Genomic DNA, 26,666 nt, shown 5'->3' with positions numbered 1-26,666 from the left:
GCCGTCATAACACCCGGGACATCATTCGTCGTCGAAGCCGCCGTAGCGCGCCGGTAGCTTCGGCTTCGCTACCGGTCTCGCCGGCGGAACCGCGTTGAAGTCCACGAGCGGCGGGGAGGGCTGGCTCTCCTGGATCGTCACATCCTTATCCAGCACCTCCTTCGCCCCCTTCCACACGCGCACACGGCGCACCTCGCCGACCTTGCCGGTCAGGTCGATCGCCCCATCCCGGCGATACGCCGGCTGGCCATCCACCTCCATCAAGGCGTCACCCGGCACCACGAGGAGAGGCACCCGGCGCTCGTCCGGCCCGAGGACGGCCATCCCGGCGCGAGCCGTTGCCCTGGGCGCCTCGCCCTTCACCACGCTCGACGCTGCCGGCGCACCGCCTCCGGCCTCCGACGGCGGCTGTTCACAAGCGACAAGGCACATCGCAGGCGCCATCACGAACGCCCTCGCGACGAACGCCCCCCTGAGATGGACGCGCACCCAGGTGCCGACGCTCATGGTCCCCGTCCCTCCCCGAAGAACGGCGTCCTCGAATGCTCGCGCTCGCACGCCGCATGACGCTCCGACGCTCTGTCCGGTGGCTCGCCGAGATGGAGCATCCGCAAGCTCGCGGGAAGGCAATCCGCATTGCTCGAGACGAGGCCCCGTCGGAGCTCTGCGACGTCTATCGTGAAGGTGCGGGAGGTGTTGTCGGCCGCGACGGTGAAGAGCTGCTTCCCGCCGTCCAGGAAGGCCATGGAGATGATCGCCACCTGCGTGTCGAGCAGGACTGGCTCGCTCGTCCCGGGGCGGTCCCATCCATCGCGGCGCCACAGGAGGACGCCGCCGTGCCGCAACGAGAAGGCGATCTGGCCGCCATCGGGGCTCCAGATGGCCTCCGGGACGGCGACGCCGCGATCCAAGGACGCGACGACCGCGCCGCTCGTCGCGTCCCAGACCTGGACGGTGCCATCCTCGGATCCGGTGACGATGCGTTGTCCGTCTGGGCTCCACGCCGCGCTGTACACGGCGCCTCCGTGCCCTTTGAACACCATGGGCTCCTGCGCCCCCGAGGCAAGCCAGACGCGCGCCGTGTGGTCCATGGACGTGGTGACGATGCGTTGTCCGTCTGGGCTCCACGCAGCCCTCGTGAGACCGTCGGTGTGCCCGGACAGCACCCGAGCATCCCACGTGCCGTCCGCGGAGACGACGCGCGCGGTCCGGTCATCCGATACGGTGACGAGGCGCGTTCCATCGGGGCTCCACGCGGCGGCGCGCACCGCGGCCACGTGGCCCAGGATCGACACGGCATCTCCCTTGCCGTCCACGGGGACGACGCGGGTCGTCCCGTCGAAGCACGCCGCGGCGACGCGCGCACCGTCGGGGCTCAGGGCCGCGCCCGCAAGCCATGCCTCCTGTTGCGCGAGCACGACGTCCACGCCCGCGCCGTCCGCGCGCCACACACGCACCGCGCGGTCGTCGTAAGCGGATGCGACGAGCTCGGCGCCAGGGCCGATCGACGCAGCGTGGTAGAACGCGCGACGCTCGCGCGGCAACGATTCGAGCAGCGCGGGGCGCCAGATCCGGAGCGTGTTGTCTCGCGAAGGCACCCCGACCTGCGGCGCCGCGGCCGTGAGCACCCGCGTTCCTTCCGGGCTCCACGCGGCGGACAATACCGGGCCGTCGTGGCCGGCCAAAACCAGCTCCTTACCTCCCTCCGACGGCCAGAGACGCGCTGTCTGATCGAGCGAGGCCGTGGCGACATACCTGCCGTCCGGCCGGAAGGCCACGAAGGTGACGGGGCGGCTGTGCCCCGCGAGGACGACCGGCTCTCCGGTGCCGTCGGCGCTCCAGACCCGGACCGTCTTGTCGGCCGACGCCGTGGCGACACGCGCGCCATCGGCGCTCCACGCAGCGAAGAGGACGCTGCCCTGGTGGCCTTCGAGCTCGACCGGTTTGCCCTCGCCGGAAGCACCGAAAATCCGGGCGACACCGTCGCTCCACGCGGTCAGGACGCGCGTTCCATCCGGGCTCGGCGCGGCAAAGAGGATCTTGGCATCCGGCCCTTTCAAGATTACAGGCTGCCCGGCGCCGTCGGCTGCCCAGATACGCGCTGTCCCGTCCTCGGACGCCGTGAGCACGCGCGCTCCGTCAGAGAAGAATGCAGCCGCGGTCAGCGCCCCCGTATGGCCTCTCAGCTCGATGCTGCCCTCGCCGCCGGCAACCGCGTAGACGCGGGCAATGTTGTCGGCCGAGGCGGTCACGACGCGGGCTCCATCGGGGCTCCATGCAGCGCGACCCACAGGCCCGCCCCCGGCATCGAACACGGCGATCTGGCCACCGCTCTCGCCCCACACGCGCGTTGTCCCCTCCTCCGAGGCGGTGAGCACGCGCTTATCGTCAGGACTGAACGCAACCGCGTTGATCGGCCCCTCATGCCCGGAGAACACGACGGGATCACCCGTTCCGTCGGCGCTCCAGAGCCTCGCCGTTCCGTCGTCGGACGCGGACAGGACCCGCTGGCCGTGATGGCTCCACACGACCGCGCGGAGCGGCTGCTCGTGGCCACGGAGCGTGACGAAGAGCGCATTCTGGCCGAGCGCGTCGCTCGCCAGCGCGAGCCAGCCGCGCGCGGCCTCGGGCCGCTGCACCTCCGGCAAGAGCTTGATGCCCCACGCGATCTGGCCGCTGTTCTTGAGCTCGCGAAAGCCCGCGAGCAGGCGCGCGTCCGAGGCCTCGATCTCCTTGTCCTTGGCGATCGCCTCGGCCGCCCGGGCCTCCTTCGCCGCGGTCTGGGCGGCCACCCGCTGGCGAAACGCATAGAGGCCCAGCGCCATCGCACCCGCCGCCACCACGACCGCCACGAGCGCCAGGACCGCGAAGAAGCGCCGCTGCTGCCGCGCCCTCGCGAGCCGCGCGGCCGCCTCGCTGCGCTCGCGCGCGAGCTCCCTCTCCTGCTCTTCCTCGCGGCGGCGCTGCGCTTCCTCGCGGCGGCGCTGTTCCTCCTCGAGCTCGCGCTGCTGCCGCGCCTCGGAGACCCTGCGCGCCAGCCAGTCGTGGCCTATCTCGAAATAGCGGCTGCCCTGGTGCTCCTCGGCGTGGAGGATGGCGGCGCCTTCGAGCGCCTTGAGGATCGGCCCGAGTTCCTCGGCCGGCAAGAGCCGGAGCAGCTCCTTCTCGGTGCGCAGCGTGCGGCTGCCGTCCGCCGTGATGAGGTGATCTTCCAGGAGGCGCCGCGCCGCCGCGCTGAGCGTGCCGAGCTCGTCGAGCGTCGCCTCCAGGTAACGCCGCAGGATCGGCTCGGCCTCGACGGCCTCCTGCTCCTCCGCGACGCCGCCCTGCGCCCGCTGCTGGAACAGCGCCCGGCAGACGATCTGCGCATAAGCAGCCTGCGCCTCGGCGTCGTCCGACTCGGCCTGGCCGGGCATGCGCACCTGGAGCATGAGCGCGCGCACCGGCGCGAGCTCCCAGGTCTGCGGCGGCTGCCCGCAGGCCGCGGCCTTGCAAACCGCCTCGGAGAGCTCGGCCACGGTGAGCGGGCCGACCCGGAAGCCGTGGCTCAACAGCCGGCGGTGCTCGCGCAGCCGATCGCGGAAGCGACCCAGGTAGTCCTCGCGGAGCAAGACCACCACGCGCAGGCCGCGGAGCGGCGTGTCCACGAGGCGATTCAATGCGGCGAAGAACGCCTCCACCTCGGTCGTGCTCCGGCTCGGATAAAGGAGCTGCTCGATCTGGTCGAGGTACAAAAGCGCGATCCGGGGCGACTTGCGCGCGGCGCGCTGCGCGGCCGCCAGCAAGGCCTCTTCGGCCGGCAGCTCGGCCGGCAGCTCGCCGAACGAAAGCGCGGAGTAGACCGCGTCCGCGAGCCACTGCGTGGGCTCCTTGTTCTCGGGCCAAGCGTCGACCCGCACGACCCGGAGCCGCTGCGTGTCGACGAGCGCAGGGATCACCGACGCCTGCATGAGCGATGACTTGCCCGCTCCAGACGGCCCATAAACGGTCACGCAGCGGTTGGCGAGGACGCTCGCCTCGAGGCGGTACGAGAGCTCTCCGCGACCGTGGAACCGATCCCGATCGGCGGCGCGGTACGGCTGCGGGCCGGGAAAGGGGTTCGGCGAGGCGACGACACTCGCGGGCTCCGCCACCTCCTCGGCCGAGATCCGGCCGCCGGAAGGAGGAGATACGCTGCTGCGCCCTCCGTCCGCCTCCTCGCCTTCCGGCAGCGCGCCCTCGCTCACGGCCCCTCGTCGGGGGTGAACGCCTCGAGCTGCGGTACGAGCTCCGGCTCCTCGATCACCGAGGCGATGCGCCCGCCGCCCGGGAGCCCGCAGCCGGCCTCCCAGATCTCGGGCTCGCTGGCGTCGGCGTCCGGCGTCAAGATCGCCAGGCTGTCGCTCGGCGCCTGCCGCTGATCGTAGAGCCAGCGCAGCAGCATGCGATGGCGAAAGTCGAGCGCCGAGAGCCCGACGAAGAGGCCTGATTGAACGCGAGGCCGCGAGAGCAGCTCCTCCATCCATACCGGAGGGTCGAGCCCGAGAGCCCCAAGGAAGCCGTGGATATGATCGTCCTCGGTGAGCACCGGGTGGGAGAAGATGGGGCGGGACCCGGCCGAATATCCCCCATAAAGACGTAGGATCACGACGTCGCTGTCCAGGTCGAACCGCCTCGGAAGGACGGGCTCCATCTTCCACGCGGCGGCCCCGGCGGCGCGCTTCACCACGAGCGGCTTGCCGCTTGCGCCCAGCTGCGATGGCTGGACGGCGAACACGTTCCGCCGCGGGTGAGCCTCGGCGATGGCGCGCTCCATGTGTGGCCGCCAGAGCAACGTGATGTGGACGCCGGGCGTGACGAGGCGCGCGAGCGTCCGGGCGAGCGACGGGACCGGCACCTCGAGAGAGGCCATGAGCGCTTGCTGGAAGAGCACGTGCAAGCTCTCCTGCCCGAACCTGAGCGCGCACCGCTGCGTGAGGGCGCTCAGCGAGAGGGTCGCGGTCGCGGTGTCGCCGCCCTCCTTCATGAACGAGAGGAGCTCGGCCTTCAGCGCGGCACGGTCCTCCTCGAAATCACCGAGCACCATCGTGAACGGCCTCTCGAGCAGGCTTTGCAGCGCCGGCGAGAGGCCCCTGGAGCCCCGCCGCGCTCGCTGCTGAGAGACACGGCGCTCGCCGAAGTCGAAGATCGCCGAGCCTGTGCCTCGCAAAAAGAGGATGGGAGAGAACGCCTCGGCGCTCTGAGCGAGCAGCGTCCTGCGCGCCGCCGCCACGCTCGCGCCGATGTCGCCGAGGCCTCGCTCCGCGCCCGTGAGGGACCGGTAGATCTCGGACGAGCAGAGGCGCGCCACGTCCGCCTTCACCGGCCACAGGTGGGCCACCACCGCGTCCGCGCCGGCGCTCGCCAGGATCTCGGCCGCGCTGCCGAACGCGCCTGCCTTCGCGCCCTCGCAGGCTTCGAGGACCACGACGCGCAGCTCCTCGCAGAAGCTCGCGGATAGCTCGCGTCCGAGCGCCTCCGCGGTGATCCACGCCTCCTCGCCGTCCTCGTCGTCGGCCACGCGAAGGACCGGCTTCCCCGAGAGATCCACCCCGCCATGACCGAGCCAGTGCAGCACGTGAGGGGTCTTGCCGCGCCGCAGCCGGTCGAAGAGGACTTGAGCGCTGATGTCCGGGCCGGCGATCGGGTCCAGCCACTCCACCTCACCCGCCTCGATGGATGGCGAGAGGGCCTCTTTCAGCACCACGAGGCTCCGCTCGTCGCTCCCCGGCGCGATCGCCAGCACGCGCACGGCTCCCAGGACGTCGCGCGGCTCCCAGGGATCCGGCGAGGTCACCCCGCGCGCCAGGAGGACCTTCGGGTCTGTCCCCAAGAAGCCCTCCATGGTACCCGGACGGCAAAGGGCTTCCCAGGGGATCCCCAGGAGCGCGCGGTCGCGCAGGAACAATCGCACGAGGAGCGGGCTGTCTTTCGACGCCTCGCGGAGCCTCGCCAGCACGTCCCGGAGATCGCCCTGGAGCAGCTCGCCGTAGAGCGCCTGGGCCTCCTTCACGACGGCGGGATCGAGCGCCCTTCCGCTCCGGACCGCCCTCCCGACCTTGCTGGCGAAGCTTTGCAGCGCATCGATGCCCAGCTCGGACGAGAGCGTGTGCGCCGGGGGGCGCTCTCCGCGGCTCCCGCGCGCGCCCACACGCACGCCCTGCCCGCCGGAGTCCACCTCGATCTCGATCCACATGGGCATACTCCGATGCAGACGTCACTGCATAGGCGAGCCGCCTCGTCTACTGCGCCAATCGCGGGAGAACGACAATGAGCATGCGGATTCGCAACGACAACGCGAGGTCACGACGGCACACGCGCGCTCCGATCAATCGATAGTGATGGGTGCGGCCCTCTCCTGCGCGGTGTGCATCCCATCGGCGGTTACCCGCCTCGGGCTGCGCGTCACGGAGGAGCACGCTTGTCCCAGACTCGAGCAGATACCATGCCAAGCACCAGGGGCCCTGGTTCCGCCTCGTGCCCCTCAGGAACCGAACGAGCCTTCCAAGAACGTAGGACCGCACGAGCTGCACCCATTGCGGAGCTCTCCACGCCCGAGCGCAAGCGGCATGGGTCGACGCTCAGCGCGTCGGCGGCTCATCCGCGCCCGGCGATGCGCGCCGCAGCACCCATGATGCGTCAACAGGTCCCGGACGCGTCAGCTCGACGCGTCCGCAGCTCCCGGACGCGTCAACGTGACGCGTCCGCAGGTCCCGGACGCGTCAGCTCGACGCCGGAGGCGAGCTGCCGGCCGCCGCCGTCGTTGAGGTCGGCTCGCCGCCCCCGCCGCCCCCCAGCGCCCCTTCCAGCGCTTCCTCCACCGACAGCACCTCGATCCGTCGACCCCAGTGCTCCCGCGGTATCCCGTGCACGAGCCCCTGCACCGCGTCCCTCCAGGAGTCCCTCGCCTCCGGGAACGCCCGCCCGAGCAGCCCCAGCGCCTGCACCCCGATCCCGGGAATGCGGCATTGCACCGCGAGCTCCGCAAGGGACCGCACCTCTCCCCCCTGCGCGCCCGCTCCGCACGCCAGCGCCACAGACCGCGCCAGCAGCGCCCCCCACGGCCGCGCCATCTGCCGCCACAGCCACGCCGCCCTGTCCGCGAGCGCCGCAGCGAGCTCCAGCGCCCCGGCCCGGTAGGCCACGGCCGCCTCGTTCAGCCGCACAAGCGCCTCCAGCTCCTGCACGCCCACCCGCTGCACCGCCTCGACCAGCTCCAGATCCGGCTCGTGCGCCTCCCCCATGCGGTAGCGCGCGGCGCGGAGCAGCCACTCTGCGCGCCCTTCCCAGTACGCATGCCGGGCCCGCGCAGCCAGCTCTCGTCCGACGGCCGCGCGCTCGGCCGCCTCCTGGTGACGGAACGCCTCCAGCAGCGCCGAGGCGCAGTTCACGGTCGCCGCGATCCGCGCGGTCAGCCGCGGCTCCTCCTCCGCCACGACCGCGTGCAGCGCCGCCGCTTCCTCGAACCGTCCCTGGCTATAACGCAGCAGCGCCTGCCCCTCGATGAAGCAGAGCTGCGCCATCGGCTCTCCGGATCGCTCCGCCCACTCCCTCACCGCCGCAAGGACCTCTCCCAGCAGCGACGGCGACGACTTGGCCGCAGCCACCACGACACGCACCCGCTGGCGCCGCCGCTCCAGCTCGGCATCGGCGAACGGGGGAATCCCGTCCGCCAGCTCCAGGGCACGCATCCCGTTCGCGCCCGGCGCCGCGAGCCCGGCGCGCACCAGCGACTCCAGGTACCCCACCTTCGGGGTGCGGCGCACCGCGCGCGACACCTCGTAGAGCACCCGATCCAGCGCGTACGGCGTGCCCTCCGCGAACGCCAGCTTCACCCACTCCGCGAGGAGCGCGTCCTCGTATCCGGCCTCCATGTGGTCCTGCTGCCGCACGACGCGCAGCCCCTCCGCGAGCGCCGTCACCGCAGCGGCCAGATCCCCCTCGCGCCCGCGCCGCTGCGCGACCTCGATCGCCTCGGCCCACGCCTCATGCACGTCCTCGGCGGCGAGCCAGTGGAACAGGCGCCCCTCCTGGCCGGGGCGCAGCGTCCGAGCGATCGCCCGGTGCGCCGCCAGGCGGCGGCTCGACGGCCACGGGATGTCCACCTGTCCGCGGGGCACCATGCGTCCACCCGGCAGCCGCCGCGCCGCGCCGCTCGCCTCGATCGCCTCGCATTCCGCCTCGATCTTCCACAGCGGCTGCTCCATCACCTGCGCGAGCTGCGGCAGCTCCAGGTGATGTCCACCAACCGCCAACCATCGCAGCAGCTCCTCCTGGTGCGACTCGCGCTCCCTCTCCACCGGGGAGGACCGCGCGCGCATCGCGCCGAGCATGCCGGCGCTCAGTCGCACCAGCCCGTCGCGGTCGATCCGTAGCTGCGCGCTGTCCCAGCGGGCCAGCCCGAGGCGCACCCACAACGTCACCTCGGCTTCGATCCACAGGGGCAGCCCTTCGGTCCGCTCCCAGAGCGCCCGCGCCGCGTCCTCGCGCAGGTGCAGCAGCCGGTCGGGCCCCGCAAACAGCGGGCGCAGCGCCGCCTCGTCGAGCGGGCGCAGCCACGCGACGTCCGCCGCCCCCTCCCGCGCATCGGAAGGCGCAGCCAGGAGCGCCCGCACGATCGTGCCTCGCCCGGAACGGACCCGATCCAGCACCGCAGCCGACCACCGATCGAGCCCCTCCGCGTCGTCCGCGACAACGACCACGCCCCGCGCGAGCACGGACCGCAGCTCCGCCTCGACCCAGGCCGTCATGTCAGCGAGCCCGAGCCCCGCGCCTTGCTGAGGCACCCCGACCACCGCTTGCACGCTGGCCAGCGGCGTGCGGGCAGCGCGCGTCCACGCCACCTCCCGCCCCTCGCGCGCGAGCGCCTCGGCCGCATCGCCCAGGCAGCGCGAGCGCCCGGAGCCCGGCGAGCCCACCACATCCACCGAGCGCCCCGCCCGCGCGGCCGCGAGCACCTCGCCGAGCGCGCATCCATCTCCGAGGAGCGGTAACGTCGGTCCGGCCCGCGCCAGGGCCGGCTGCCCTCGGAGGGCCGCCAGCACCTCGATCGCCGTCCGGAAGCGCTGCTCCTTGTCCCGCGCGAGCAGCCGATCGACGATCCCCGCCACGTCCGCCGGCAGGTCGGTGGCGAGCTCGTGCACGGGGGGCGCGGGCTCCAGGAGACGCGCCCGCAGCATCTGCTGGAGGTCCTCCCGGTCGTGAGGGATCTGCCCCGTGAGCGCGTCGTAGAGCATCACGCCGATCGCGTAGAGATCGGTCCGTGGATCCACCACCCTGCCCAGGATCTGCTCCGGGGCGAGGTAGAGCGGCGTGCCGAGGATCTCTCCTGCTTCCGTCAACCGATCCGACGGATCGCGCCAGAGCGAGACGCCGAAATCCAGCACCGTGGGGCGCCCCTCCCGGCTCACCAGGATGTTGTCGGGCTTGAGATCCCGGTGAACGATGCCCGCCGCGTGCACCCGCGCGAGCACCTCGAGCAGCGCCATCGTCGGGTCGACGAGCGCGGCCCAGCTGCAGCGGCGTCGTTCCCCGCCCCGGCGCGCGACGCTCCCCGGAAACGGCTCGCCCTCGACACGCTCCATCACAAGGAATGGCCTGCCGCCCTCCATGCCGTCGTCGAGGAGCTGCACCACGCCGGGCACGCGGAGCATCCGGAGCGTCGTGATCTCCCGATGGATCCGCGAGAGAAGCTGGCCCCCAGCATGGCGCATCCACTTGAACGCCACCTGCCCGCCGAGAACGAGATCGTCGGCCGCCCAGACCTCGCCGTGCGCGCCGGCGCCCAGGCGCTCGACCAGGCGGTAGCGGCCCGCGATCACGCGGCCGATCTGGCTCGCCTCGCCGGGAGGCGCTGCCTGCAACGACGCTGTCGCCTCGGCGCTGGCACTCGTGCCGCCTGCTCCTGACAGGAGCTCGCGCGCTGCGCCGGCCGCGTTGGGGTCGTGATCGCGCTCGGTCGTCGGGAGGAGCGTGTCATCCCTCGGCGCCATGCGCCCAATCTAGCGCCAGCGCCCGGGCGGCGTCTTCCGCAAACGGGTCGACCGCGGCAGGCGCGCAGGCCGCCGAACCTCGGCAAGCGGCGCTATCGCGCGGCCGGGACCCGCTCTCCGCGGTAGTTGATGCACCCGGTGATCACGAAGATGCTGCCAGGGCCCCATCCCCGGTTTGCCACATCGATGAACTCCTGGAGCGACTTCGCTTCCTGCGGCCCTGTCTTGACCGCGACCGCCGCGCTCTTGCCGGCCGGCTCGTACGCCGCGGGCAGCATCCAGTACTCCGTGCTCGCCGGATCGAGCAGTCCATTCACCACATAGGCGAGGCCCCGTGCTTCGAGCGCCATCGCCGCGTTCAACCTCGCTCCCGCCGCTTCGAACGGCTCGTTCCGCGCCAATACGACCCCGGCGGCTCTCTGCTGCAGCACCTGGAAAAGCCTCCCTCCCGTGGGATCCAGCTGGAAGTCGCAAATTCCTACGTCGGGATACGTGGGCGCAGGCAGGCGCGATGCCGGCGGGATCTTCGTCCATGCCTTCTGCCTGGATGCCTCGTCGTAGCGGTAGACGTCGGCCTGAGCCCACACATAGAACGAGCCGGGCCGCCACAGCTCGGCCACGTTCGCCTGCCAATCCGAGAGCGACCATTGGGCCATGTGCTCAGGCGGCGGTTCGATGTCGAGCGCATTGTGCGGGTGCTCGAACAGGAGCCAGCGCTGCAGCTGGCCACGCTGCGTCTCCACGCTGAACGCGTAACCAATCACCTTCCTGCTCTTCGGGTTGACGACCTGAACAGCCCCAGCTTGGAGCAGCCCCATGATGCTCATGAACTCTTCCTCCTCATGCTCTCAGCGCAGACGAGCGCCCGCGCCGCGAGCCGTGCAGGCGCAGTGGGCGCGGGTTCGCGACGCCAGGTTCAACCGCCCTGGTACACCCGGCCGGACCGTCGCTCCGCCGCTCCTTCGCTCCTTCCTTGCAGGGCCTGTGCCAGCGACGTCGGTCGAGTGCCGTTCGAGGAGGGCGGAACGCCGGTCGCGGCAGGGTGTCCCCGGATCGCTATCGCGTGGTTCCCTGGTTCTTGCGGCCGCTGCGCGCCATGTTCAACATGCCGTGCCAATGGAGCCTGGAAGCCGAGCACTGCTCGAGAGATCGACGCTCATTGGCCGGCACACCACCGGCGGCGCGCAAGGCAGCGCCGCAAGGCGGATGCTGACGATCCTGTACCACCCCTGCCTGGATCGCATCGGAGATCGAGCGCTGCTCCCCGACCTCGATGCGGGCGGGGCAGCGCCGCTGTCGCGGGCGGAGCCTGCCTTCGCGCCGCCTGGTCGATCGGGGGGCGAGCCGCTCGCCGACGAGTACCTGAGCCGCAAACCCTTGCGCTTGTTTCCAGCCACCGACGGGGGAGTACGGCTCGAGCTTGGCGACAGCAGCACGGTGGTCGTGGTCCACGGCAAGCGCCTACAGTCCGCCGCCCACTTCTCCGCCGCGCAGCTCAGGCGGGGTGTCATCCTCGAGCTCGGTCATCGCGTGGTTCTCCTGCTCCACGCTTCGGCTTCCCGGCAGGACCTCATCACAGGCAGCAGCGTGCCAGGCGAGGAGCGCGAGCTGATCGGCGACAGCGACGGTTTGCGGCAGCTCCTCTGGGAGGTGCGGAGTGTCGCCGACATCGAGCTGCCCGTCCTGATCCGCGGAGAGACCGGCAGCGGTAAGGAGCTCGTCGCGCACGCCATCCACCAGGCGGGGCCACGGCGCGGGCGTCCGTTCGTGGCGATCAACTTCAGCGCCATCGCGCCGACGCTGGCGAGCGCGGAGCTGTTCGGCACCGAAAAGGCATCTTTCAGCGGCGCTGTGCAACGGAAGGGCTACTTCGAGCAGGCGCACGGCGGCACCCTGTTCCTCGACGAGATCGGAGACGCCCCGCTCGATCTCCAGATCGCCCTGCTGCGTGTCCTCGAGACCGGCGAAGTGCAGCGCACGGGCGCGCAGGTCCGCAAGGTCGACGCCAGGGTGATTGCGGCCACGGACGCGGATCTCGAGGCGAAGGTGGCCAGCGGGATGTTTCGCGCCCCTCTGCTGAACCGCCTCTCCGCGTATGAGCTCAGCGTCCCGCCGCTGCGCGAGCGCCGGGACGATATTGGCCGGCTCCTGATCCGCTTCTTCCGCGAGGAGCTAGAGCGGGTCGGTGAGATGCACCGGCTCGCTCCCCCCGCGCCGGAGGACAAACCGTGGCTCCCGGCCTCGCTCGTCGCCCGGCTCGCCGAGTACGATTGGCCGGGCAACATCCGACAGCTCCGGAACGTCATACGGCAGCTCGTCATCGGGAGCCGCGGCAGGGACCGCCTCGAGGTCACCCCCGCGGTGGAGCGGCTCCTGGCCGCGCCCTCGAGCGCGGGCGCCGAGCTGCCCGAGGACGATTCGCCGGCACGGCACGCGGCCCGTTCACCCACGAGGCCTGAGCCAGCCGCGCCCGCGGCTCCGCCGGGCCAGATCGCGTCCGCTCCGGCCTCCGCGACCGACGCGGCGCCCCACCCGACCCGGCGCTCGACGGCCGACATCACCGAAGACGAGCTGGCTGACGCGCTCCACGCGAGCCGGTGGAACCGCGCCGAGGCCGCGAAGCGGCTCGGCATCACCCGCCCCTCGATCTACGTGCTCATCGAACGCTATCCGCGGTTCCGCGCGGCGCAGGATCTGACGCTCGAAGAACTCACCAGCTGCCACCGGGAGTGCGAAGGCGATCTCGGGCGCATGGTCGAGCGACTCCAGGTGTCGGAGGAGGCGCTGGCGCGTCGGGTACGCGATCTCGGTCTGGGCTAGGGTGCGGTGTTGGCCCGCCGGAACACGGACATGCCCCGCCGAGAATGAGGCAGGCACGCCTGGGCTCGCTCGCGGATCTGCCATAGCGCGCGCTTCGACGGGGAATCGGGCTCGAACCCGATCACCCATGGGCGCCAGCGTTCGAGCGCCAGGCTCTTTTCACCAGCGCAGCTCAGGTCGACACGCGCCCGGTGGCTTTACGCGTCCGGTCGTCACCGACGCGTCCGGTCGTCACCGACGCGTCAGTTCGTCACCGACGCATCACCTCGTCGCCGACGCGTCAAGTCGTCACCGACGCGTCAACCGCCGGCGCGGCGACCCCTCCAAGCAGCAGTGAGCAGGGCGCGGCTTCACCTCGGCAGCAGCTCCACCGCATCCATTCGCGCGTCTTCCGGAGCCGACCTTCGTTCCTCATTATTCGTATCAGGTTCTCGCGACGCGGATCGCAACGCCGGACGAGCCCAGGTCAGTCGGTTCCCTCGCTGACGAGGTGACGCAAACGACTGCGCCTCACGCGGCGTCCGGCGTTCGACATCCTGCACTGCAGCCTGTCTGCACACTGGCATGGCGGATGCTATTGAGCCCAGCCGAAGACGGCTGCCGCCCACCATGAGCCGGCGGGCATCGAGCGCCGCAGAAGGTCATGGGGCGGATCCTTCGCCAGCGACGCACGCCCTGGCTCACGGACAGCAGGCCTCGCAATCTCATCACAGCATCCCATTCCTGGCCCTCGAAATTCGATCACGTAAACAGTCATTTTTTCTGCACAATACAAGGAGTGATAGAATGAAACGTGGCAAGTTGAACGTTGCGTTCGTCTCTGCAGCGGCAATCATGATCGCTTCCGGCGCCGCGAGTGCCGCCCCCACCATGGAGCTAACGCAACTGCCGGTGTCGCAGTCGCTCCGGGAGACGTTGAAGAACCAGCGCGGCATGACGGAGACGCAAGTCGACGAGTTCATGGCGACGCTCGCAGAGATCGCCTTCTACGACGATCACAAGAACCCGACGGACGAGAGGCGCAACGACCCCTCGGTCGCCAAGGTCTACTGGGCAGCGCCTTTCTTCGCGCCGAACCCCACGCGGAGCGCCGTCGGCGCGGACTCGTTCGCAGATTACGCCCTCGCGATCCTGGACGCGGCCGACCAGCTGCTCAATTCCTTCGAGCTGGAGGCCCAGGAGTACCTGCGGCTGACCCTCCGCCAGAAGGATATCGAGGACAAGATCGACAAGATCGATAAGGCCCTCGCCGGCTCCATCGATCCGATCGCTCGCCAGAGCCTCGAGCAGCTGCGCCCGCAGCTCGAAGACGAGCTGGCCGCCGTCGAGGCGGAGATCGCCGCGCTCGCCAGCGCGGGCGCCGAGGGCGCCGCCAGCCTCGGGAGCTCGCTGCGGCGATCCATCGCCAACAGCTTCGTGCTGCAGATGTCCCGCATCGGCGTGGCGCCCAACGCCCAGGAGCAGGCGCTGCTCAATTCCAGCAATCCGCAGAGCTGGGTCGCAGGCCTGACCCAGCTGCGCGCGCGCGCGAGCAATGGCCAGTTCGGCCTGCGCCAGGCCATCCTGGAGAGCGGCTACACCGCGGAGCAGCGCGACGTGCTGCGCGTCTACCTCGAGCTGCGCCCGGACGTCGTCGCCAAGAACCTGTCGCCCACGAAGGTGTACGCCCGCCCGACGGCGCAGACGGTCTTCGATCAGGAGGACGGGCTCATTACGCGCCAGAGCGCCGAACAGATCCGCGGCGTCAACCTCGGCAGCGGCGGCGCGTGCGGCAGCGTCCGCTCCTGCAGCGTCCTCATCGAGTACACGAACGTCGGCGTGAGGCCCGCGCGCTTCTCCCACGGCGGTCCCACCGAGGTGACGTCCGTCATGCTGCCGGTCCGCTTCGAGGCCGACGTGACGGTGGCCGTGCCCGACTTCGTCGGAAGCATCGAGTGCGACTTCAAGACCGGCTGGACGGCCCAGGGCCGCGCCGACATCAAGGACGGCGCCATCATCTATGACGGAGACCTGACGAACAAGATCAAGTATGACAGCATCGACTCTGGGTTCGGCGGCTGCCGACTCGACATCCCGAAGGGATCCGAGGACTCGGCATTCTATCATATCCTGACGGACCTGGACCGCTACTACACCAAGCTGCACAGGGAGCGGCAGCAGGCCGCCAAGCGGGAGAAGAACGCGTACCGCAAGTCGATCGAGGCCGAGCTGCAGCAGCACCAGGCGAACGCCCAGCGCCCCAAGCGCGGAGGCTGGTTCGGCGACGTCTTCGGCCTGTTTCTCGGCGGGGGCATCTTCCCTGGCATCGGTGCCCGGCTCATCGGCGAGACCCGCGGTTTCTACTGGCACACGACCATCCTCGATACCAGCAGCATCGATGCGATCCATGTGCAGCAGAGCTATAACGTGCGTAATCTCACGGGCACCCGGCGCTACTCGTTCGACGGATTCCCGCTGGTCTGCTGGACACCGGCCGCGGGGAGCCTCACCAAGGTCATGAAGGCATGCCCGGACGCGCTATTCCCGGAGGCGACCACGGAGGTCGACGTGGGCGAAGAGGCCTGCGCGGAGACGGACGTCTTCGGCGACTGCGTGGACGCGGAGTCGACGGAGATCTGATCGATCGCACGGCGGCGGGGGTCGGCGGCACCGGCCCCCGCCGCCGTGTTACGCCGCTCAACGGAGCTTTCAGCGAGGAAGTCATGCGAAACATGTTGAAGAGTCCGAAACACGCAGGGGTGGTCGCGGGCCTCGTCGCCCTCTGCGCCTCCGGATCCACGGCAGCGCAGACAGCGCCGCAGGAATTCGAGGTGCGCTACACGGCCGCCGCGGGCGGCAGCACGGAGCTCGCGCCCATGCCGACGGTCGCCGTCATTCCGAAGGGGAACGCTGCGATCTCGTCCGATCTGTCCACGCAGCTCACCGACGCTGTGACCGACGCGGGAGACGGCGCCGCGGACGGCTATCGCTTCTCGGCGACGGCGCGCCCGTCGGGGAGCGCTGTCCGGTGGGGCTACAACGCCCTCACCCAGCCGCGCTCGGCCAACAGGAATCTCACGGAGGCGTACCTCAATAACCTGCTCTCGTGCCTCCACTCGCTCGCGGAGGATAGCGTCGAGATCGCGGCGCTGAACCTTCTGCTCGCCGGCGGTGCCCTGCCGGGCGATACCGAGCGCGAGGCCGCCAGGAACGGCGGCCGGCAGATGTTCGATAACTGGAAGGCCAACCGCTGCCAGACGAGGCGAAACTCGCTGCCGTTCTTCGAGCGGAACAAGGCCGACATCCGGGCCGCCACCTCCGGCATGCTGACCGACCAGTTCGACGCGACCGTCTTCAACGGTCAGCCGCTGCTCGATCTCATCCGGTCGCTCTATCCGCTGTTCTATCATCCCGGCGGCCTGTGGGCGGTCGACCGCAAGGCGCGGCTCGATGCCCTGTTCGTCACGGCCGTGGACGGCGGCTTCCTCACGGTCGACGAGGCGAGGAACGTCGCCCAGATCGAGTTCAGCAGCTACTGGGATTGGGTGGTCTACGTGACTGCGAACAAACCGACGCTCTCGCGCGCTTTCTTCTCGGCGGTCGCGGAGCACTGTGTCGGAAGCATCGACGGGCTTGGCGAGCCGTTCCAGTTGCAGCAATGCGTGGACGGCGGGGATCTCGAGCTGGTCACCCTGCGCGCGCGGGGCAAGGACTACGTTGCTGCGCAGGCGGGAGGGGCGCAATGACCCGGCGCCGATGGATCGCGGCGGGCGCTGTCGCCGTCGTCGCGGCGCTCGGGCTCGTCGCCGCGGGAACGCGGGGCGATCTCGGCCGCGCGGCAACGGCGCTCCGGCTCGGGGATGTGCCGAACGGGGGTGGGCAGGCGGGCGAGCGCACCGCGGCAGGCGAGCATGCGCAGGCGAAGGAGCGCGCTGGCGCCCCCTCGAGCCGCGCGCGACTCCGACCGGGCAGAGCGGCCGCCGGGGCCGCGGACGCGCCGTCCGAGGACGCCAGCCAGCGGCCGAAGGTCGACGTGGAGAAGGTCGAGGCGGCGCTCGATCGTTTCAACACGATATCCAGCCGCATCACGCAGGAGCAGCTGGACGCGGAGCAGAAGCGCATGCTGGAGGCGAAGGAGAAGCTGTCGGCCATCGAGGCGCCGGAGCCCAGCGCACGAGAGATCGTCGATGCTCACGGGTTTGAGTGGGTCGAGCTCACCTACCCCTCCGGCGACGTCCGGTACGAGCTCCCGCAGGCGCGCCCGTGAGCTTGCACGGCCGGGATCGCGAGGTGCCGATCCCGGCAATGCCAGCGCGCTCCTGCGGCGGCGCTCCAGAGGAACATCACGTGGTGGCACTCCAGAGGAATATCCAATGAAGGACCGGCTGACCGCCGGCCTGCAGACGCAGACATCAGGAGAGGGCACATGCGCCAGTCAAAGCTTTGGTTCGTGGTGGTCGCGCTCGCTGCCGCACTCCCGGCGTGCGGAGGGACATCCGGAGGCAACGCTCCAGGCAACCCTCCTGACGATGCGGGCCCGACCGAGATCGACGAGGATTCAGGCAACGCTCCAGGCAAACCTCCTGAGGATGCGGGCCCACCCGGGATCGACGAGGATTCCGGAGTGTCGCCCACCTGCATCGAGGAGCAGGTGACCTACGTCCTGGCTCTCCTGCCGCCTGGGGAGAACCTCAGCGTCGCCGAGGCAGTCCAGGCCGTGCTGGCGCACCCCGAGTTCACCAGGGAGATGCCCTACTGCTCCGGCAAGCGGCCGTAGCCGCTCGTGTCGCGTGGTCGAGTTAGCCCAACTGGACTGAGTGGATCAGTAGAATCGCTCAGCCCGCGCTTTCTCGTGTTCTCTGCCGCGAGCAGCCGTTCTCACCGACTGGCTCTCACGGCAGCGACAACGACCGCCATGCCGAGGCCGTCCTCCGCCCCCTGACGCTCACGGGTGCGCGATGACGATCAGCGCCGGCGCCCGCTCCAGCACGGCGCCCACGCACTCGCGGGCGGTGAGCGGATCCAGCGCCCCGAAGCTCTCGTCGAGGATCACCGCATCCGAGCGCTGGAGCAGCGCCCGCGCCAGGAACAGCCGGCTCCGCTCGCCGTGCGAGAGCTGCCACCCCGTCTCGCCCACGACCTGATCGAGCCCCGAGGGCATCCTGTCCAGCAGCGGCCCGAGCCCCAGCTTGCGGCAGACGACCTCCGCCTCCCGCCGGTCCTCGGGCGACGCGGGCCACGCGCGGCCCATCAGCAGGTTGAACGCGAGCGTCCCGGAGAGAACGTGGTTGTCGTGGAACTGCGGCGCGCTCGCCACACGGCTGCGCCACGCCGCCCCGCCCAGCGTCCGCCGGTCGAGGCCGCGCAGCAGCACGAGCCCCGACGACGGCGCGTGAAGGCCGCTCAGCACGGCCGCGAGCGTCGACTTGCCGCCGCCGGAGCGCCCCTCCAGCAGCAGCCGGTCGCCCTTCGAGAGGACCAGGTCGCAGCCGCGGAGGACGGGCTCGCCGCGCTCCCCGTCGTAGCGGAACGACACGCCCCGCGCCTCGATCACGACGTCCGACGCCGCGGGGCGCCCGAGCACGGCCTGGGGGATCCCGGCGGGCTCGCGGCCCTCGGCCGCCACGAAAAGCCGCGCGATCGAGCGCCACGACACCGCAGCCGAGAGCAGCGCGCCGAGGCTCGTCGCCAGCGTCGCGAACGCGGCCTGCGCCTGGAGGATGCCGCCGGTCGCGACGACGAGCGGGCCCGCGCCCACCCCGCCCAGGACCGCCGGGACCAGGCCGAGCAGCCCGAGCGCGAGCCAACCGCGCGCCGGGAGCGACGCAAGGAGATCCCCCACGCGATCCATCCCGCGCGCGGCGCGGTGGTAGCGCTCGAGCGCCGCGTCCTCCTCCAGGTGGTGAAGCTGCGAGGCCTGCTGGGCGACGCGCGTCCGGTGCCCGACGACGTGCTCCACGAAGCCGCACGTGATCGCGAACCGCTCGCCCGTCCACGTCGCCCGCTCCCGGGCGAAGCGGCGCCCGAGCAGCGCCACAGCGACGGTCCACCCGAGGAGCAGCGCGACGTGGAGGCCGCCGCCCGCGCCGGCGGCGAGGACCGCCGCGGCGCTCGCAAGCTGCACGAGCGCGACGATCGCTCCAAGCGCGCCGCCGAGCCCGGCCGTCTCGACCGCCTCGGACTCGGAGACCATCGCCAGCAGCTCGCCCGAGCCGCGCGCCCGGATCGTCGCCGGATCCAGGCGGAGCGCGCCGCACAGCAGGCGCTGCTTGAGGAGCGCGGCGACGTCGATCGTGAGCATGCCCCCCGTGAACGACGCGAACAGCTGCACGAAGAGCGCCGAGAGCGACAGGAGCACCCACGCGAGCAGCCACCCCGGCTGCACGTCGCCGTCGAGCGCGCCCGCGCCGATCAGCCACCAGGCGAAGACGCCGAGCGCGATCTGCAAAGCGGCGGCCGCGAGGAAGATCGCGCCCCGGCGGAGCACCCCGCGCCTCGAGAGCAGGCGCCGGAAGCTCGACCCCGGATCGGGGCGCAGCAGCCACACGCCGTCGATGGGGCGATCCGCGACGAGCTGGGAGAGCAGCTCGTCGCGCGCCCGTGCGGCGCGCCGCGGCGGGACCCGCGCCGCGGCGAGCCACTTGTCGACGTGCGACGCGGGGCGATCCTCGAGGTGGGCGGTGAGCGCCCGGCGCACGGTCTCCAGCGGGATCCGCGCCGGCGTGAGCGCCGGCGTCAGCACCGAGAGCCCCCGCCGGCCCGCGGAGATCACCGCGAGGTAGCCCTGCTCGACGCGGACGATCGAGGGGCCGAGGGACGGGAGCGCGCGCGCGAGCTCGGCGAAGCTGCACTGGACGGCCTCCGCCTCGACGCCCATGCACCCCGCGTACGCCTCGATCCACGCGGTGGGGTCGCCCTCGGGCGGCGCGCCGGGCGACGGCGCCGCGCCGCTCGCGAGCCCGCACGCGGCTGTGAGCGCGCTCATCGCGTGGCCGAGCGCGGACGGCTGCCACGCAAGCCCCGCCAGCGCGGCCTGCGCGGCCTCGCCCGCCTTCACGCGGCCCCCTGGAGGAGCCGGCCGCCCTCCATCGTCGCGCTCCGGAAGCGCTCCTTCGACCACACCTCGTCGCGCGCCCGCGCGTCCGCCTCGGCGAGCGCGCGGTAGCGGCTCCGCGGGTCGTCCATGAGCTCGCGCGGCGCGCCGTCCTCGACGACCCTGCCCCCCTCGACGACCAGCACGCGGTCGAAGCCGAGCGTGTCCATGACGTCGTGGCTGACGAGGACGAGCGTCGAGCGCCCCCAGTGCTCCCGCGCGCGCGCGAGGAGCTCCCGGCGCCGCTCGCGCTCGAGCCCGCGGAACGGCTCGTCGAGGAGCACGAGGCGCGCGTCGCCCTTCATGAGCGCCCGCGCGAGGCGGACGCGCTGCCCCTGCCCGCCCGACAGGCGCGCGCCCCCCTCGCCGATCGCCGCCTGCAAGCCGTCGGGCAGGCTCTCCAGGACGCCGGTGAGCTCGGCCTGGCTCATGGACAGGGGCACGCGCGCGAGGGCGTCGCCGGCGTGGCCGAAGGTGATGTTCTCGAGGAGCGTGCGGTTCCAGAGCTGGATCGCCGGGTCCACCCACGCGGTCGCGCGGCGCAGGCGCTCGACCGCCGCGTCGTCGAAGGGGCGCCCGTCGACGAGCACCTCCCCCCCGGACGCCCGCAGCCACCCGAGGAGCAGCGAGAGCAGCGACGATTTCCCCGCGCCCGACGCCCCCACGATCGCGACGTGCGCCCCCGCAGGGACGCTCAGCGAGACATCGGACAGGAGCGTGTGCCCTCCCGCCTTCACGCTCACGCCCCGGAGGTCGATCGACGTGGCGCACGCGGCGCCCGCTGCATCGCCTACGCCCTCGGCGGGCGCGCGGGGCAGGTCCATCTCCGGCGCCGCGAGCGGCGCGAAGAGGCGCACGGACGCGTTGCGCACGTTCTTCCAGCCGAGCAGCGCCGCGACGAGCTCCTGCGCCGCCGCGGGGAGGCGGAGCGACCAGAACACGAGCAGGAGCAGCGCCGCGGCCGGACCGCCGGAGGCGACGTAGCCGCCGACGATCGCGACCGCCACGGCCGTGCTCGCGATCCCCTGGGCGGCCAGCATGGCGGTGGACTGCGCGTGCACCAGCCGGCCGGTCCGCGCCCACTCGACGAGCAGCGCCTCGTGCTCGCGCCGCACCGCCCGCTCCGCGCCGTGGACGCGGATGGGCACCACGCCGAGCAGGGCGTCGAGGTAGAACCGCTCGAGCGACGCCGCGTGCGTGCGCAGGCGCATGAGGCTCTCCACGAGCGGCCGCCGCGCGAGGTACGGCGCGGCGAGCGCGACCGCCGCCGCCACGAGCGACAGCCACGCGCCGCCCGGGTAGAGCCAGACGACCCCGAGGAGCGTCGCGGCGAACGACAGCGCCGCGCGCGCGATGCGGGCGAAGAGCGCCGGGGCCTCGCGCATCAGGTGCATCGCGTGGCCCCGCGCGGTCATGTCCGAGGTCGGCCGGCTGCGCAGGTAGCGATCCTCGAGCCGCGGCAGCTTCTCCAGGAACGCGGCGCGGAAGCGCACCTCGAGGGCGCGCCCGAGGCGCGAGACGGCGTGGGCCACGAAGATCTCGAGCGCCAGGCCCCCGGCGGCGAACGCGACGAGGGCGATGATCCCGAGCGCGCGCTGGTACGCGACGGTGACGCTCTTCACCGCGTCGAACAGCCCGCGGAGGACGACAACGTCGATCGCCGCGATGGCCGCGCTCGCCGCGAGCGCCACCCCGACGAGCGCGAGCGCCCCGCCCGCGTCGGCGCGCAGCATCCAGAAGAACAGGCGCGAGGGGGATGGCGTCGGCAGCTCGAGCTCCCGGCGAACGGACGCCGGCAGCGCCGCGGTCGCGCTCGCGCGCGGCGCGGGCCGGTCCGGCGTGGCCGCGCGCGCGGCCTCGGGCGCGGCGCTGCCGCGGTAGCTCGGCGGCGGCGCGACAGCCGAGGACGCAGGCGCGGGCGCGGCCGCGCTGGCCTCGCCCGCGCCGCGCTGACGCGGGCGACGCGGGCCGACGTGGACGATGACGGCGCCGTGCACGAGGAGCTTCCCCGGCGCCTTGCCCTCCGTGGCCCAGAAGAACCCCTTCGGGATGGCGCCCGCCTCCCCGGCCAGGGCGCGCTCGAAGACGCCCTCGAGCACGCGCTGCGCCTCGCCCCCGCGCGCGATCGCGCCGCCGCGGACGAGGCGCGCCACCATCCGCACCGCGGCGTCGAGCGCCGCGAACGGCTTCCACCCCGGGTCCGCGTCGGCCCGGGCGATCAGCGCCTCCCCGTCTGCGCGCAGCGCGCGCAGCTTCGCGCGGAGCGGGCCGAGCGAGTCGGCGGACGACGCCCACCGCCGCCACCGATCGACCGAGATCGGGATCGGGAAGTGCGGCATGTCCTCCATGAAGCGCTCAGCGCGCACCCAGCGGCGCCCGCTTCCTGGGTCGAGGATCTGCACGAACGGCCCGAGCCGCCGCCAGACGACCACGAAGTGAAGCGCGCCGCCCGCGCCGCGCTTGACCACGATCGCGGGCAGGCAGTCGGCCTCTGGCAGGAGAAAGCTGTCGTGGGGGACCACCACCTCGGCGGTCGCGAGCCCGAGCTCCTGCCCGAGCGCGGCGAGCGCGTCGATCGACGTCCCGTCCACGTCCGTCTGGCAGCGGTCGCGGAGCCACTCGTAGTGCACGTCGACGCCGAACCCCTGCAGCACCGCCTTGAGCGCGGCGGGGCCGCAGTCCATGAGCGACGCCTGCAGCACCTCGGGGACGAGGAACGCGCGCTTCATCGCGCACCTCCCGGCGCCACCGCGCGCAGGAGGAGCGCCCACGGCGAGACGCGCTCCACCTCGACCTCGGTGGTCCCCGGCATCCCGTGCTGCACCGGGATCGACGCCGCGCTCTCCGGCCGCACGAGCAGCTCGACGCGGATCGCGCCCTCGTACGGCTCGCTCGCAACGTGGGAGACCTCCCCCTCGATCATGCCGAACTGCGTCCACGCGAACCCGTCGAGGCGCATCCGCGCCCTCTGCCCGGGGACGATGCGCCCCACCGCGTCGGACGGCGCGAAGAGCGCGACGGCGTGGAGGTCGTCGCCCGGGACGACCGTCGCCACGAGGTCGCCCGGCTTGAGCACGTCCCCCACCTGGAGCGCCGCGATGTTCCCGAGCTTCCCCGCGATGGGCGCGCGGACCTTGCGCCGCTCGATCTGCGCGAGCGCCGTGTGCACCGCCGCGTCGGCCGCCTGCTGCTCGGCCACCAGATCCCCGAGCGCGCGGGCCAGCTCGGCGAGGCGGGCCGCCGTCTGCCGCTCGTCGTGGCGCCCCGCGACCGAGAGCCGCTGGACATCGGCGCGCGCCCCCTCCGCCTTGAGGTGCTCGTCGGCGGCGCGGCTCTTCGCCTCGAGGTGGTCGGCCGTCGACGCGAGCCGCTCGTCGTGCAGGCGCTCGGAGATCGCGCGGAGCTCCTCGCCGTGCGCGGCGGAGAGATCCCGCTGGCGCAGGTCGATCCTGGCGCGCGCGACCGAGGCGTCGGACAGCTTCACCTGCAACGCGCGCACCTCCTCCTCGACCGCGATCTGGTGCTGCAGCGCCTCGATCTTCGGCGCGAGCGCGGCCGCCCTCGTGCGCTCCTCCTCCAGGCGCCGCTCCTCGACGGCGGCGTCCAGCTCGACGAGCACCTCCCCTTGCTCCACGTGGCGGCCGAGCGAGACCTGCACCACCGACACGCGCCCGGGCTCGGCGGCGGCCACGCGGTGGGCCATCCGGCTGACCTCCAGGCGCGCCTTCCCGGTCGTCGCGTAGACGGAGACACGCGCCGCGTGCATCCAGCCCGCCCAGGCGCCGAGCACGGCGAGGATCACGGCGAGGCGGATCCAGGTCCTCGGACCGCGCTCGGTCTCGAGCGACCGCATCGTGCGGAAGAACGGCGAGGCCACGTCAGCACTCCTCCAGCGCGACCTTCTTGCGGGGCCGCGCGATGCCGTACGCGTTGAGCTTGTTGGTCAGCGTGCGCCGCGACACGCCGAGCAGCGCGGCGGCCCGCGTCTGGTTCTGGCGGGCCTGCTCGAGCGCGGCGACGATGCGGTCTCGCTCGAAGGAGCGCAGATCGCCCTTGATCCCGGCCTCGACCGGCGCCCGCGGCGCCTCCAGCATCAGGTGGTCCGCGCCGATCGTCCCGCCCTTCGACATCACCACCGCGCGCTCGACCACGTGGCGCAGCTCCCGGACGTTCCCCGGCCAGGCGTGCGAGAGCAGCGCGGCCGTCGCCTCCTTCGCGAGCGGCGGCGCCGGGCGCGCGAGCCGCTGCGAGAGGCGCGCCGCGAAGAGCGCCGCGAGCGGCAGGATCTCGGAGGTGCGGGCCCGGAGCGGCGGGATCCGCAGGGTGATCGCGTTGAGGCGGAAGTAGAGGTCCTGGCGGAAGCTCCCCTCCCGCACCATCTGCTCGAGATCGCGGTGCGTCGCCGCGATCACCCGGACGTCCACGCGCCGCGGGCGCGTGCTCCCGACGCGGACGATCTCGCCGTACTCCAGCGTGCGGAGCAGCTTCGCCTGGGTGCGCGGGGACAGCTCCCCCACCTCGTCGAGGAAGAGCGTGCCCTCGTGGGCGGCCTCGAACAGCCCTTCGCGCGGCGCCACCGCCCCGGTGAACGCGCCGCGCTCGTGGCCGAAGAGCTCGCTCTCGACGAGCGACTCCGACAGGCTCGCGCAGTTGACCTTCACGAAGCGCTCGCGGGGATGCCCCGACATGCCGGCGATCCACTCCGCCACCACCTCTTTCCCCGTCCCGGTCTCGCCGAGGATCAGGACCGGAAGCGGCGTGGGCGCCACGGTCTCGAGGGCCTCTCGCAGGCGCCTCATCTCCGGATCGAGCGCGAGAAAACCGCTGGAACAGCCATCCACCATGAAAGCTCCCCCTCGCGCCGAAGGCGCGGGACGGCGTGTCGCAGGTGCGACCGAGTTCAGGAGCGAGCCGAAGCAAGTCGGTGGCCAACACGCCGATCCATCGATGAACGGACTGGCCTGGGTGCCCGCGTGCTCCGTGGCGGCGCGAGGCACCGCCGAGGAGAGCGAGCAGGACGGGCAGGATGTCCCGCGCGGAGGCTGCGCGTCGAGGCTCGCCGCGCCGCCTGGAGGCCGGAGCCTCCACCCGATGGCGGGAGCCGCCACCAGGAAGGAGCGAGACGCTCACGGCGCGGGCGCGCCGCCGTCATGGACTGTCATCGCGTCGAGCGTCGATCGGGCCGGCCGGCCAGCGCGGGCGCCGACGTCGAGGGCAGCCGCGCCGCGTCGGCGCGACTTGCGCAACATCGGCACGTCGTGCGCCACGCCGACGCGGGCACCGCGGCGCGTGGTCCTCGCCGGAGATCGAGCGCGTGTTCGTCCGCGCGGGGGCGCCCCCTGGGCCGCCTGGGTGCCGCCGGCGGCCTCCGGCCGCGGCGGGTGTTATCGCAGGATGCCCAGGGCGGTCTCGATCTGGTTGCGGGCGACGACGCCGTGATCGTCGATCGAGTAGTCGTCGGCCTCGAGCCGGAAGGTGCGCGTCGCGGTGACGTCCGCCCGGCCGCTGAAGCGGTACGGGATGACGGGCGACGAGAGCGTCTCGCGGAGCAGCTGGAAGCCGAGATCGACGGGGACGCTCACGGGGACGCGGACCTGGGTCGTGCGGTCGGAAGCGAGCCACACGCCGTCGCCGTCGGCCCGGAAGTCGACCGCCAGCGGGTAGCGGCCGGCGAGCACGACCTGACCGCGCACCGCGCGGACAGCGACGTCGTACGAGTTCGGGTTGTGCACGTTGACGACGATCGTCATGAGGATGCCGAGGCTCGGCGGGAAGGCGATGCGGATCCCTGTGATCTCGGCGTGGTCGAGCTGCATCGTCGGCTTGCTGACGCACGCGGCGCCGGCGATCGCCGTCAGCGCTGCGAGCGCGAGCGCGAGCGCGGGCAGGCGGCGCAGGGGGGTGGTCTTCCGGGGAAACGGCACGAGCGCGAGCTTAACCGCGCAGGGCCACGCCGTCACCTCGCGGCGTGGTGGGGCGGGCGCGGCGAACGGCGGCGCGCGGAGCGCTCGGCTCACCACGGGAGGTCGCACGCCGTGTGGCTGTCGCACGATGCGCGCTCGGCAGCCAAGGCCACGCCACGCATCCACGACCGGCCGGTGTTCATCGCGGCCCAAGACGATCTCTGGCTTCCCCCCTCGGAGGCTCCCGCCGCCGAACGCCTTTATCGTCCTGTCGTGTCGCGCGCCTCGGAGAGGCCCTCGGCGGCGTCGACGGGTCGGCGAATGGGGCCGCTCGCGCGCCCGGCGAGCTCGACATCATCGAAGGATCGACTGGTCCGGAACTTGCTCTAAACGTGCATGTGATGCCGTTGCCCAAGATCTGCGCCGCCGAGCTCATGACCGAGAACCCCCGGACCGTGCGGGTCGACGACCCCATCGGCGAGGCGGTGAACGTGCTCCAGACGATGGACTTCCGCCACGTGCCGGTCGTCGACGAGCAGGGTGAGCTGGTCGGGATGCTCAGCGATCGCGACCTGCGCGCGCTCCAGTCGCCCTACGCGGAGGACACCGCGGGGGCCGGCGCAGCGCCGCGGAAGGCCCGCGCGCCGGTGTCCACGATCATGAGCGGCAATGTCGTGAGCGCCAGTCCGGACGCGGACGTGACCGAGCTCATGGAGCTCATGCTCGACAACAAGATCGGCGCGCTCCCGGTCGTCGACGGAGAAGGCGCGCTGGTCGGCATCGTCAGCTATGTGGACATCTTTCGCGGGCTCCTCATGGAGGAGTGACCGCCGCTTCAGCGAGGTGGACTGGGCTACCCTG

16 protein-coding genes are annotated in these 26,666 nt (G+C 72.1%); 6 read left to right on the top strand and 10 right to left on the bottom strand.

Features of this window, described 5'->3' with window-relative positions; genetic code table 11:
* Window positions 1-21 precede the first annotated feature (21 nt).
* From WMF45_RS15660 to WMF45_RS15640, 5 genes are all read right to left on the bottom strand, one after another.
* Window positions 22-507, bottom strand: coding sequence for a hypothetical protein (locus WMF45_RS15660; RefSeq protein WP_437717691.1), 486 nt, complete (start codon window positions 505-507; stop codon window positions 22-24).
* Window positions 504-4,226: an nSTAND1 domain-containing NTPase gene (locus tag WMF45_RS15655; RefSeq protein ID WP_437717690.1), complete on the bottom strand. Its 3,723-nt coding sequence runs from the start codon at window positions 4,224-4,226 to the stop codon at window positions 504-506. The genes WMF45_RS15660 and WMF45_RS15655 overlap by 4 nt, the downstream gene beginning before the upstream one ends.
* Window positions 4,223-6,214 carry a CHAT domain-containing protein gene (locus tag WMF45_RS15650; RefSeq protein ID WP_437717689.1) on the bottom strand — a complete coding sequence of 664 codons (1,992 nt, stop codon included), beginning with the start codon at window positions 6,212-6,214 and terminating at the stop codon, window positions 4,223-4,225. The genes WMF45_RS15655 and WMF45_RS15650 overlap by 4 nt, the downstream gene beginning before the upstream one ends.
* 526 nt (window positions 6,215-6,740) lie before the next feature.
* Window positions 6,741-10,010, bottom strand: a complete 3,270-nt coding sequence (locus tag WMF45_RS15645) for a protein kinase domain-containing protein (protein WP_437717688.1) — start codon at window positions 10,008-10,010, stop codon at window positions 6,741-6,743.
* A 92-nt stretch (window positions 10,011-10,102) separates the two neighbouring features.
* Window positions 10,103-10,837: a hypothetical protein gene (locus tag WMF45_RS15640; protein ID WP_437717687.1), complete on the bottom strand. Its 735-nt coding sequence runs from the start codon at window positions 10,835-10,837 to the stop codon at window positions 10,103-10,105.
* Window positions 10,838-11,216: 379 nt separating this feature from the next.
* Between WMF45_RS15640 and WMF45_RS15635 the strand changes: the two genes are divergently transcribed.
* The 5 genes from WMF45_RS15635 to WMF45_RS15615 all read left to right on the top strand — a co-directional run bounded on the left by WMF45_RS15635 (window position 11,217) and on the right by WMF45_RS15615 (window position 17,586).
* Window positions 11,217-12,830: a sigma 54-interacting transcriptional regulator gene (locus tag WMF45_RS15635; protein WP_437717686.1), complete on the top strand. Its 1,614-nt coding sequence runs from the start codon at window positions 11,217-11,219 to the stop codon at window positions 12,828-12,830.
* Between the two features lie 870 nt (window positions 12,831-13,700).
* Window positions 13,701-15,449 carry a hypothetical protein gene (locus tag WMF45_RS15630; protein ID WP_437717685.1) on the top strand — a complete coding sequence of 583 codons (1,749 nt, stop codon included), beginning with the start codon at window positions 13,701-13,703 and terminating at the stop codon, window positions 15,447-15,449.
* A 92-nt stretch (window positions 15,450-15,541) separates the two neighbouring features.
* Window positions 15,542-16,555: a hypothetical protein gene (locus WMF45_RS15625; protein WP_437717684.1), complete on the top strand. Its 1,014-nt coding sequence runs from the start codon at window positions 15,542-15,544 to the stop codon at window positions 16,553-16,555.
* Entirely contained in the window at window positions 16,552-17,076 is a 525-nt protein-coding gene (locus tag WMF45_RS15620; protein ID WP_437717683.1) for a hypothetical protein, read from the top strand. The genes WMF45_RS15625 and WMF45_RS15620 overlap by 4 nt, the downstream gene beginning before the upstream one ends.
* 357 nt (window positions 17,077-17,433) lie before the next feature.
* Complete coding sequence (locus WMF45_RS15615) at window positions 17,434-17,586, top strand: hypothetical protein (RefSeq protein WP_437717682.1); 153 nt, start codon at window positions 17,434-17,436, stop codon at window positions 17,584-17,586.
* Window positions 17,587-17,754: 168 nt separating this feature from the next.
* Here the strand turns inward: WMF45_RS15615 and WMF45_RS15610 are convergent, their stop codons facing one another.
* From WMF45_RS15610 to WMF45_RS15590, 5 genes are all read right to left on the bottom strand, one after another.
* The gene (locus WMF45_RS15610) at window positions 17,755-19,866 is read right to left on the bottom strand and encodes an ATP-binding cassette domain-containing protein (protein ID WP_437717681.1); all 2,112 of its coding nucleotides are present in this window, start codon (window positions 19,864-19,866) and stop codon (window positions 17,755-17,757) included.
* Window positions 19,863-22,631 (bottom strand): ATP-binding cassette domain-containing protein, encoded by a 2,769-nt coding sequence (locus tag WMF45_RS15605; protein WP_437717680.1) that lies wholly within the window; start codon window positions 22,629-22,631, stop codon window positions 19,863-19,865. The genes WMF45_RS15610 and WMF45_RS15605 overlap by 4 nt, the downstream gene beginning before the upstream one ends.
* Window positions 22,628-23,779, bottom strand: a complete 1,152-nt coding sequence (locus tag WMF45_RS15600; protein WP_437717679.1) for an HlyD family secretion protein — start codon at window positions 23,777-23,779, stop codon at window positions 22,628-22,630. The genes WMF45_RS15605 and WMF45_RS15600 overlap by 4 nt, the downstream gene beginning before the upstream one ends.
* Window position 23,780: 1 nt before the next feature.
* Window positions 23,781-24,746, bottom strand: a complete 966-nt coding sequence (locus WMF45_RS15595) for a sigma-54 interaction domain-containing protein (RefSeq protein ID WP_437717678.1) — start codon at window positions 24,744-24,746, stop codon at window positions 23,781-23,783.
* A 540-nt stretch (window positions 24,747-25,286) separates the two neighbouring features.
* The gene (locus WMF45_RS15590; RefSeq protein ID WP_437717677.1) at window positions 25,287-25,826 is read right to left on the bottom strand and encodes an LEA type 2 family protein; all 540 of its coding nucleotides are present in this window, start codon (window positions 25,824-25,826) and stop codon (window positions 25,287-25,289) included.
* Window positions 25,827-26,206: 380 nt separating this feature from the next.
* Between WMF45_RS15590 and WMF45_RS15585 the strand changes: the two genes are divergently transcribed.
* Entirely contained in the window at window positions 26,207-26,632 is a 426-nt protein-coding gene (locus WMF45_RS15585) for a CBS domain-containing protein (protein WP_437717676.1), read from the top strand.
* Window positions 26,633-26,666 lie beyond the last annotated feature (34 nt).

It is taken from the genome of Sorangium sp. So ce448 (genome assembly GCF_051520915.1).
GTDB classification, from domain to species: domain Bacteria; phylum Myxococcota_A; class Polyangia; order Polyangiales; family Polyangiaceae; genus Sorangium; species Sorangium cellulosum_B.
Note: the sequence above shows the minus strand (reverse complement) of the source record. Positions and strands in the feature narration are given on the sequence as shown.

Coding starts and splice junctions, on each gene's coding strand:
- WMF45_RS15605 (WP_437717680.1), bottom strand. CDS start 22,631: ATGAAGCGCGCGTTCCTCGTCCCCGAGGTGCTGCAGGCGTCGCTCATG.
- WMF45_RS15660 (WP_437717691.1), bottom strand. CDS start 507: ATGAGCGTCGGCACCTGGGTGCGCGTCCATCTCAGGGGGGCGTTCGTC.
- WMF45_RS15625 (WP_437717684.1), top strand. CDS start 15,542: ATGTTGAAGAGTCCGAAACACGCAGGGGTGGTCGCGGGCCTCGTCGCC.
- WMF45_RS15585 (WP_437717676.1), top strand. CDS start 26,207: ATGCCGTTGCCCAAGATCTGCGCCGCCGAGCTCATGACCGAGAACCCC.
- WMF45_RS15630 (WP_437717685.1), top strand. CDS start 13,701: ATGGAGCTAACGCAACTGCCGGTGTCGCAGTCGCTCCGGGAGACGTTG.
- WMF45_RS15635 (WP_437717686.1), top strand. CDS start 11,217: ATGCTGACGATCCTGTACCACCCCTGCCTGGATCGCATCGGAGATCGA.
- WMF45_RS15620 (WP_437717683.1), top strand. CDS start 16,552: ATGACCCGGCGCCGATGGATCGCGGCGGGCGCTGTCGCCGTCGTCGCG.
- WMF45_RS15645 (WP_437717688.1), bottom strand. CDS start 10,010: ATGGCGCCGAGGGATGACACGCTCCTCCCGACGACCGAGCGCGATCAC.
- WMF45_RS15595 (WP_437717678.1), bottom strand. CDS start 24,746: ATGGTGGATGGCTGTTCCAGCGGTTTTCTCGCGCTCGATCCGGAGATG.
- WMF45_RS15650 (WP_437717689.1), bottom strand. CDS start 6,214: ATGTGGATCGAGATCGAGGTGGACTCCGGCGGGCAGGGCGTGCGTGTG.
- WMF45_RS15640 (WP_437717687.1), bottom strand. CDS start 10,837: ATGAGCATCATGGGGCTGCTCCAAGCTGGGGCTGTTCAGGTCGTCAAC.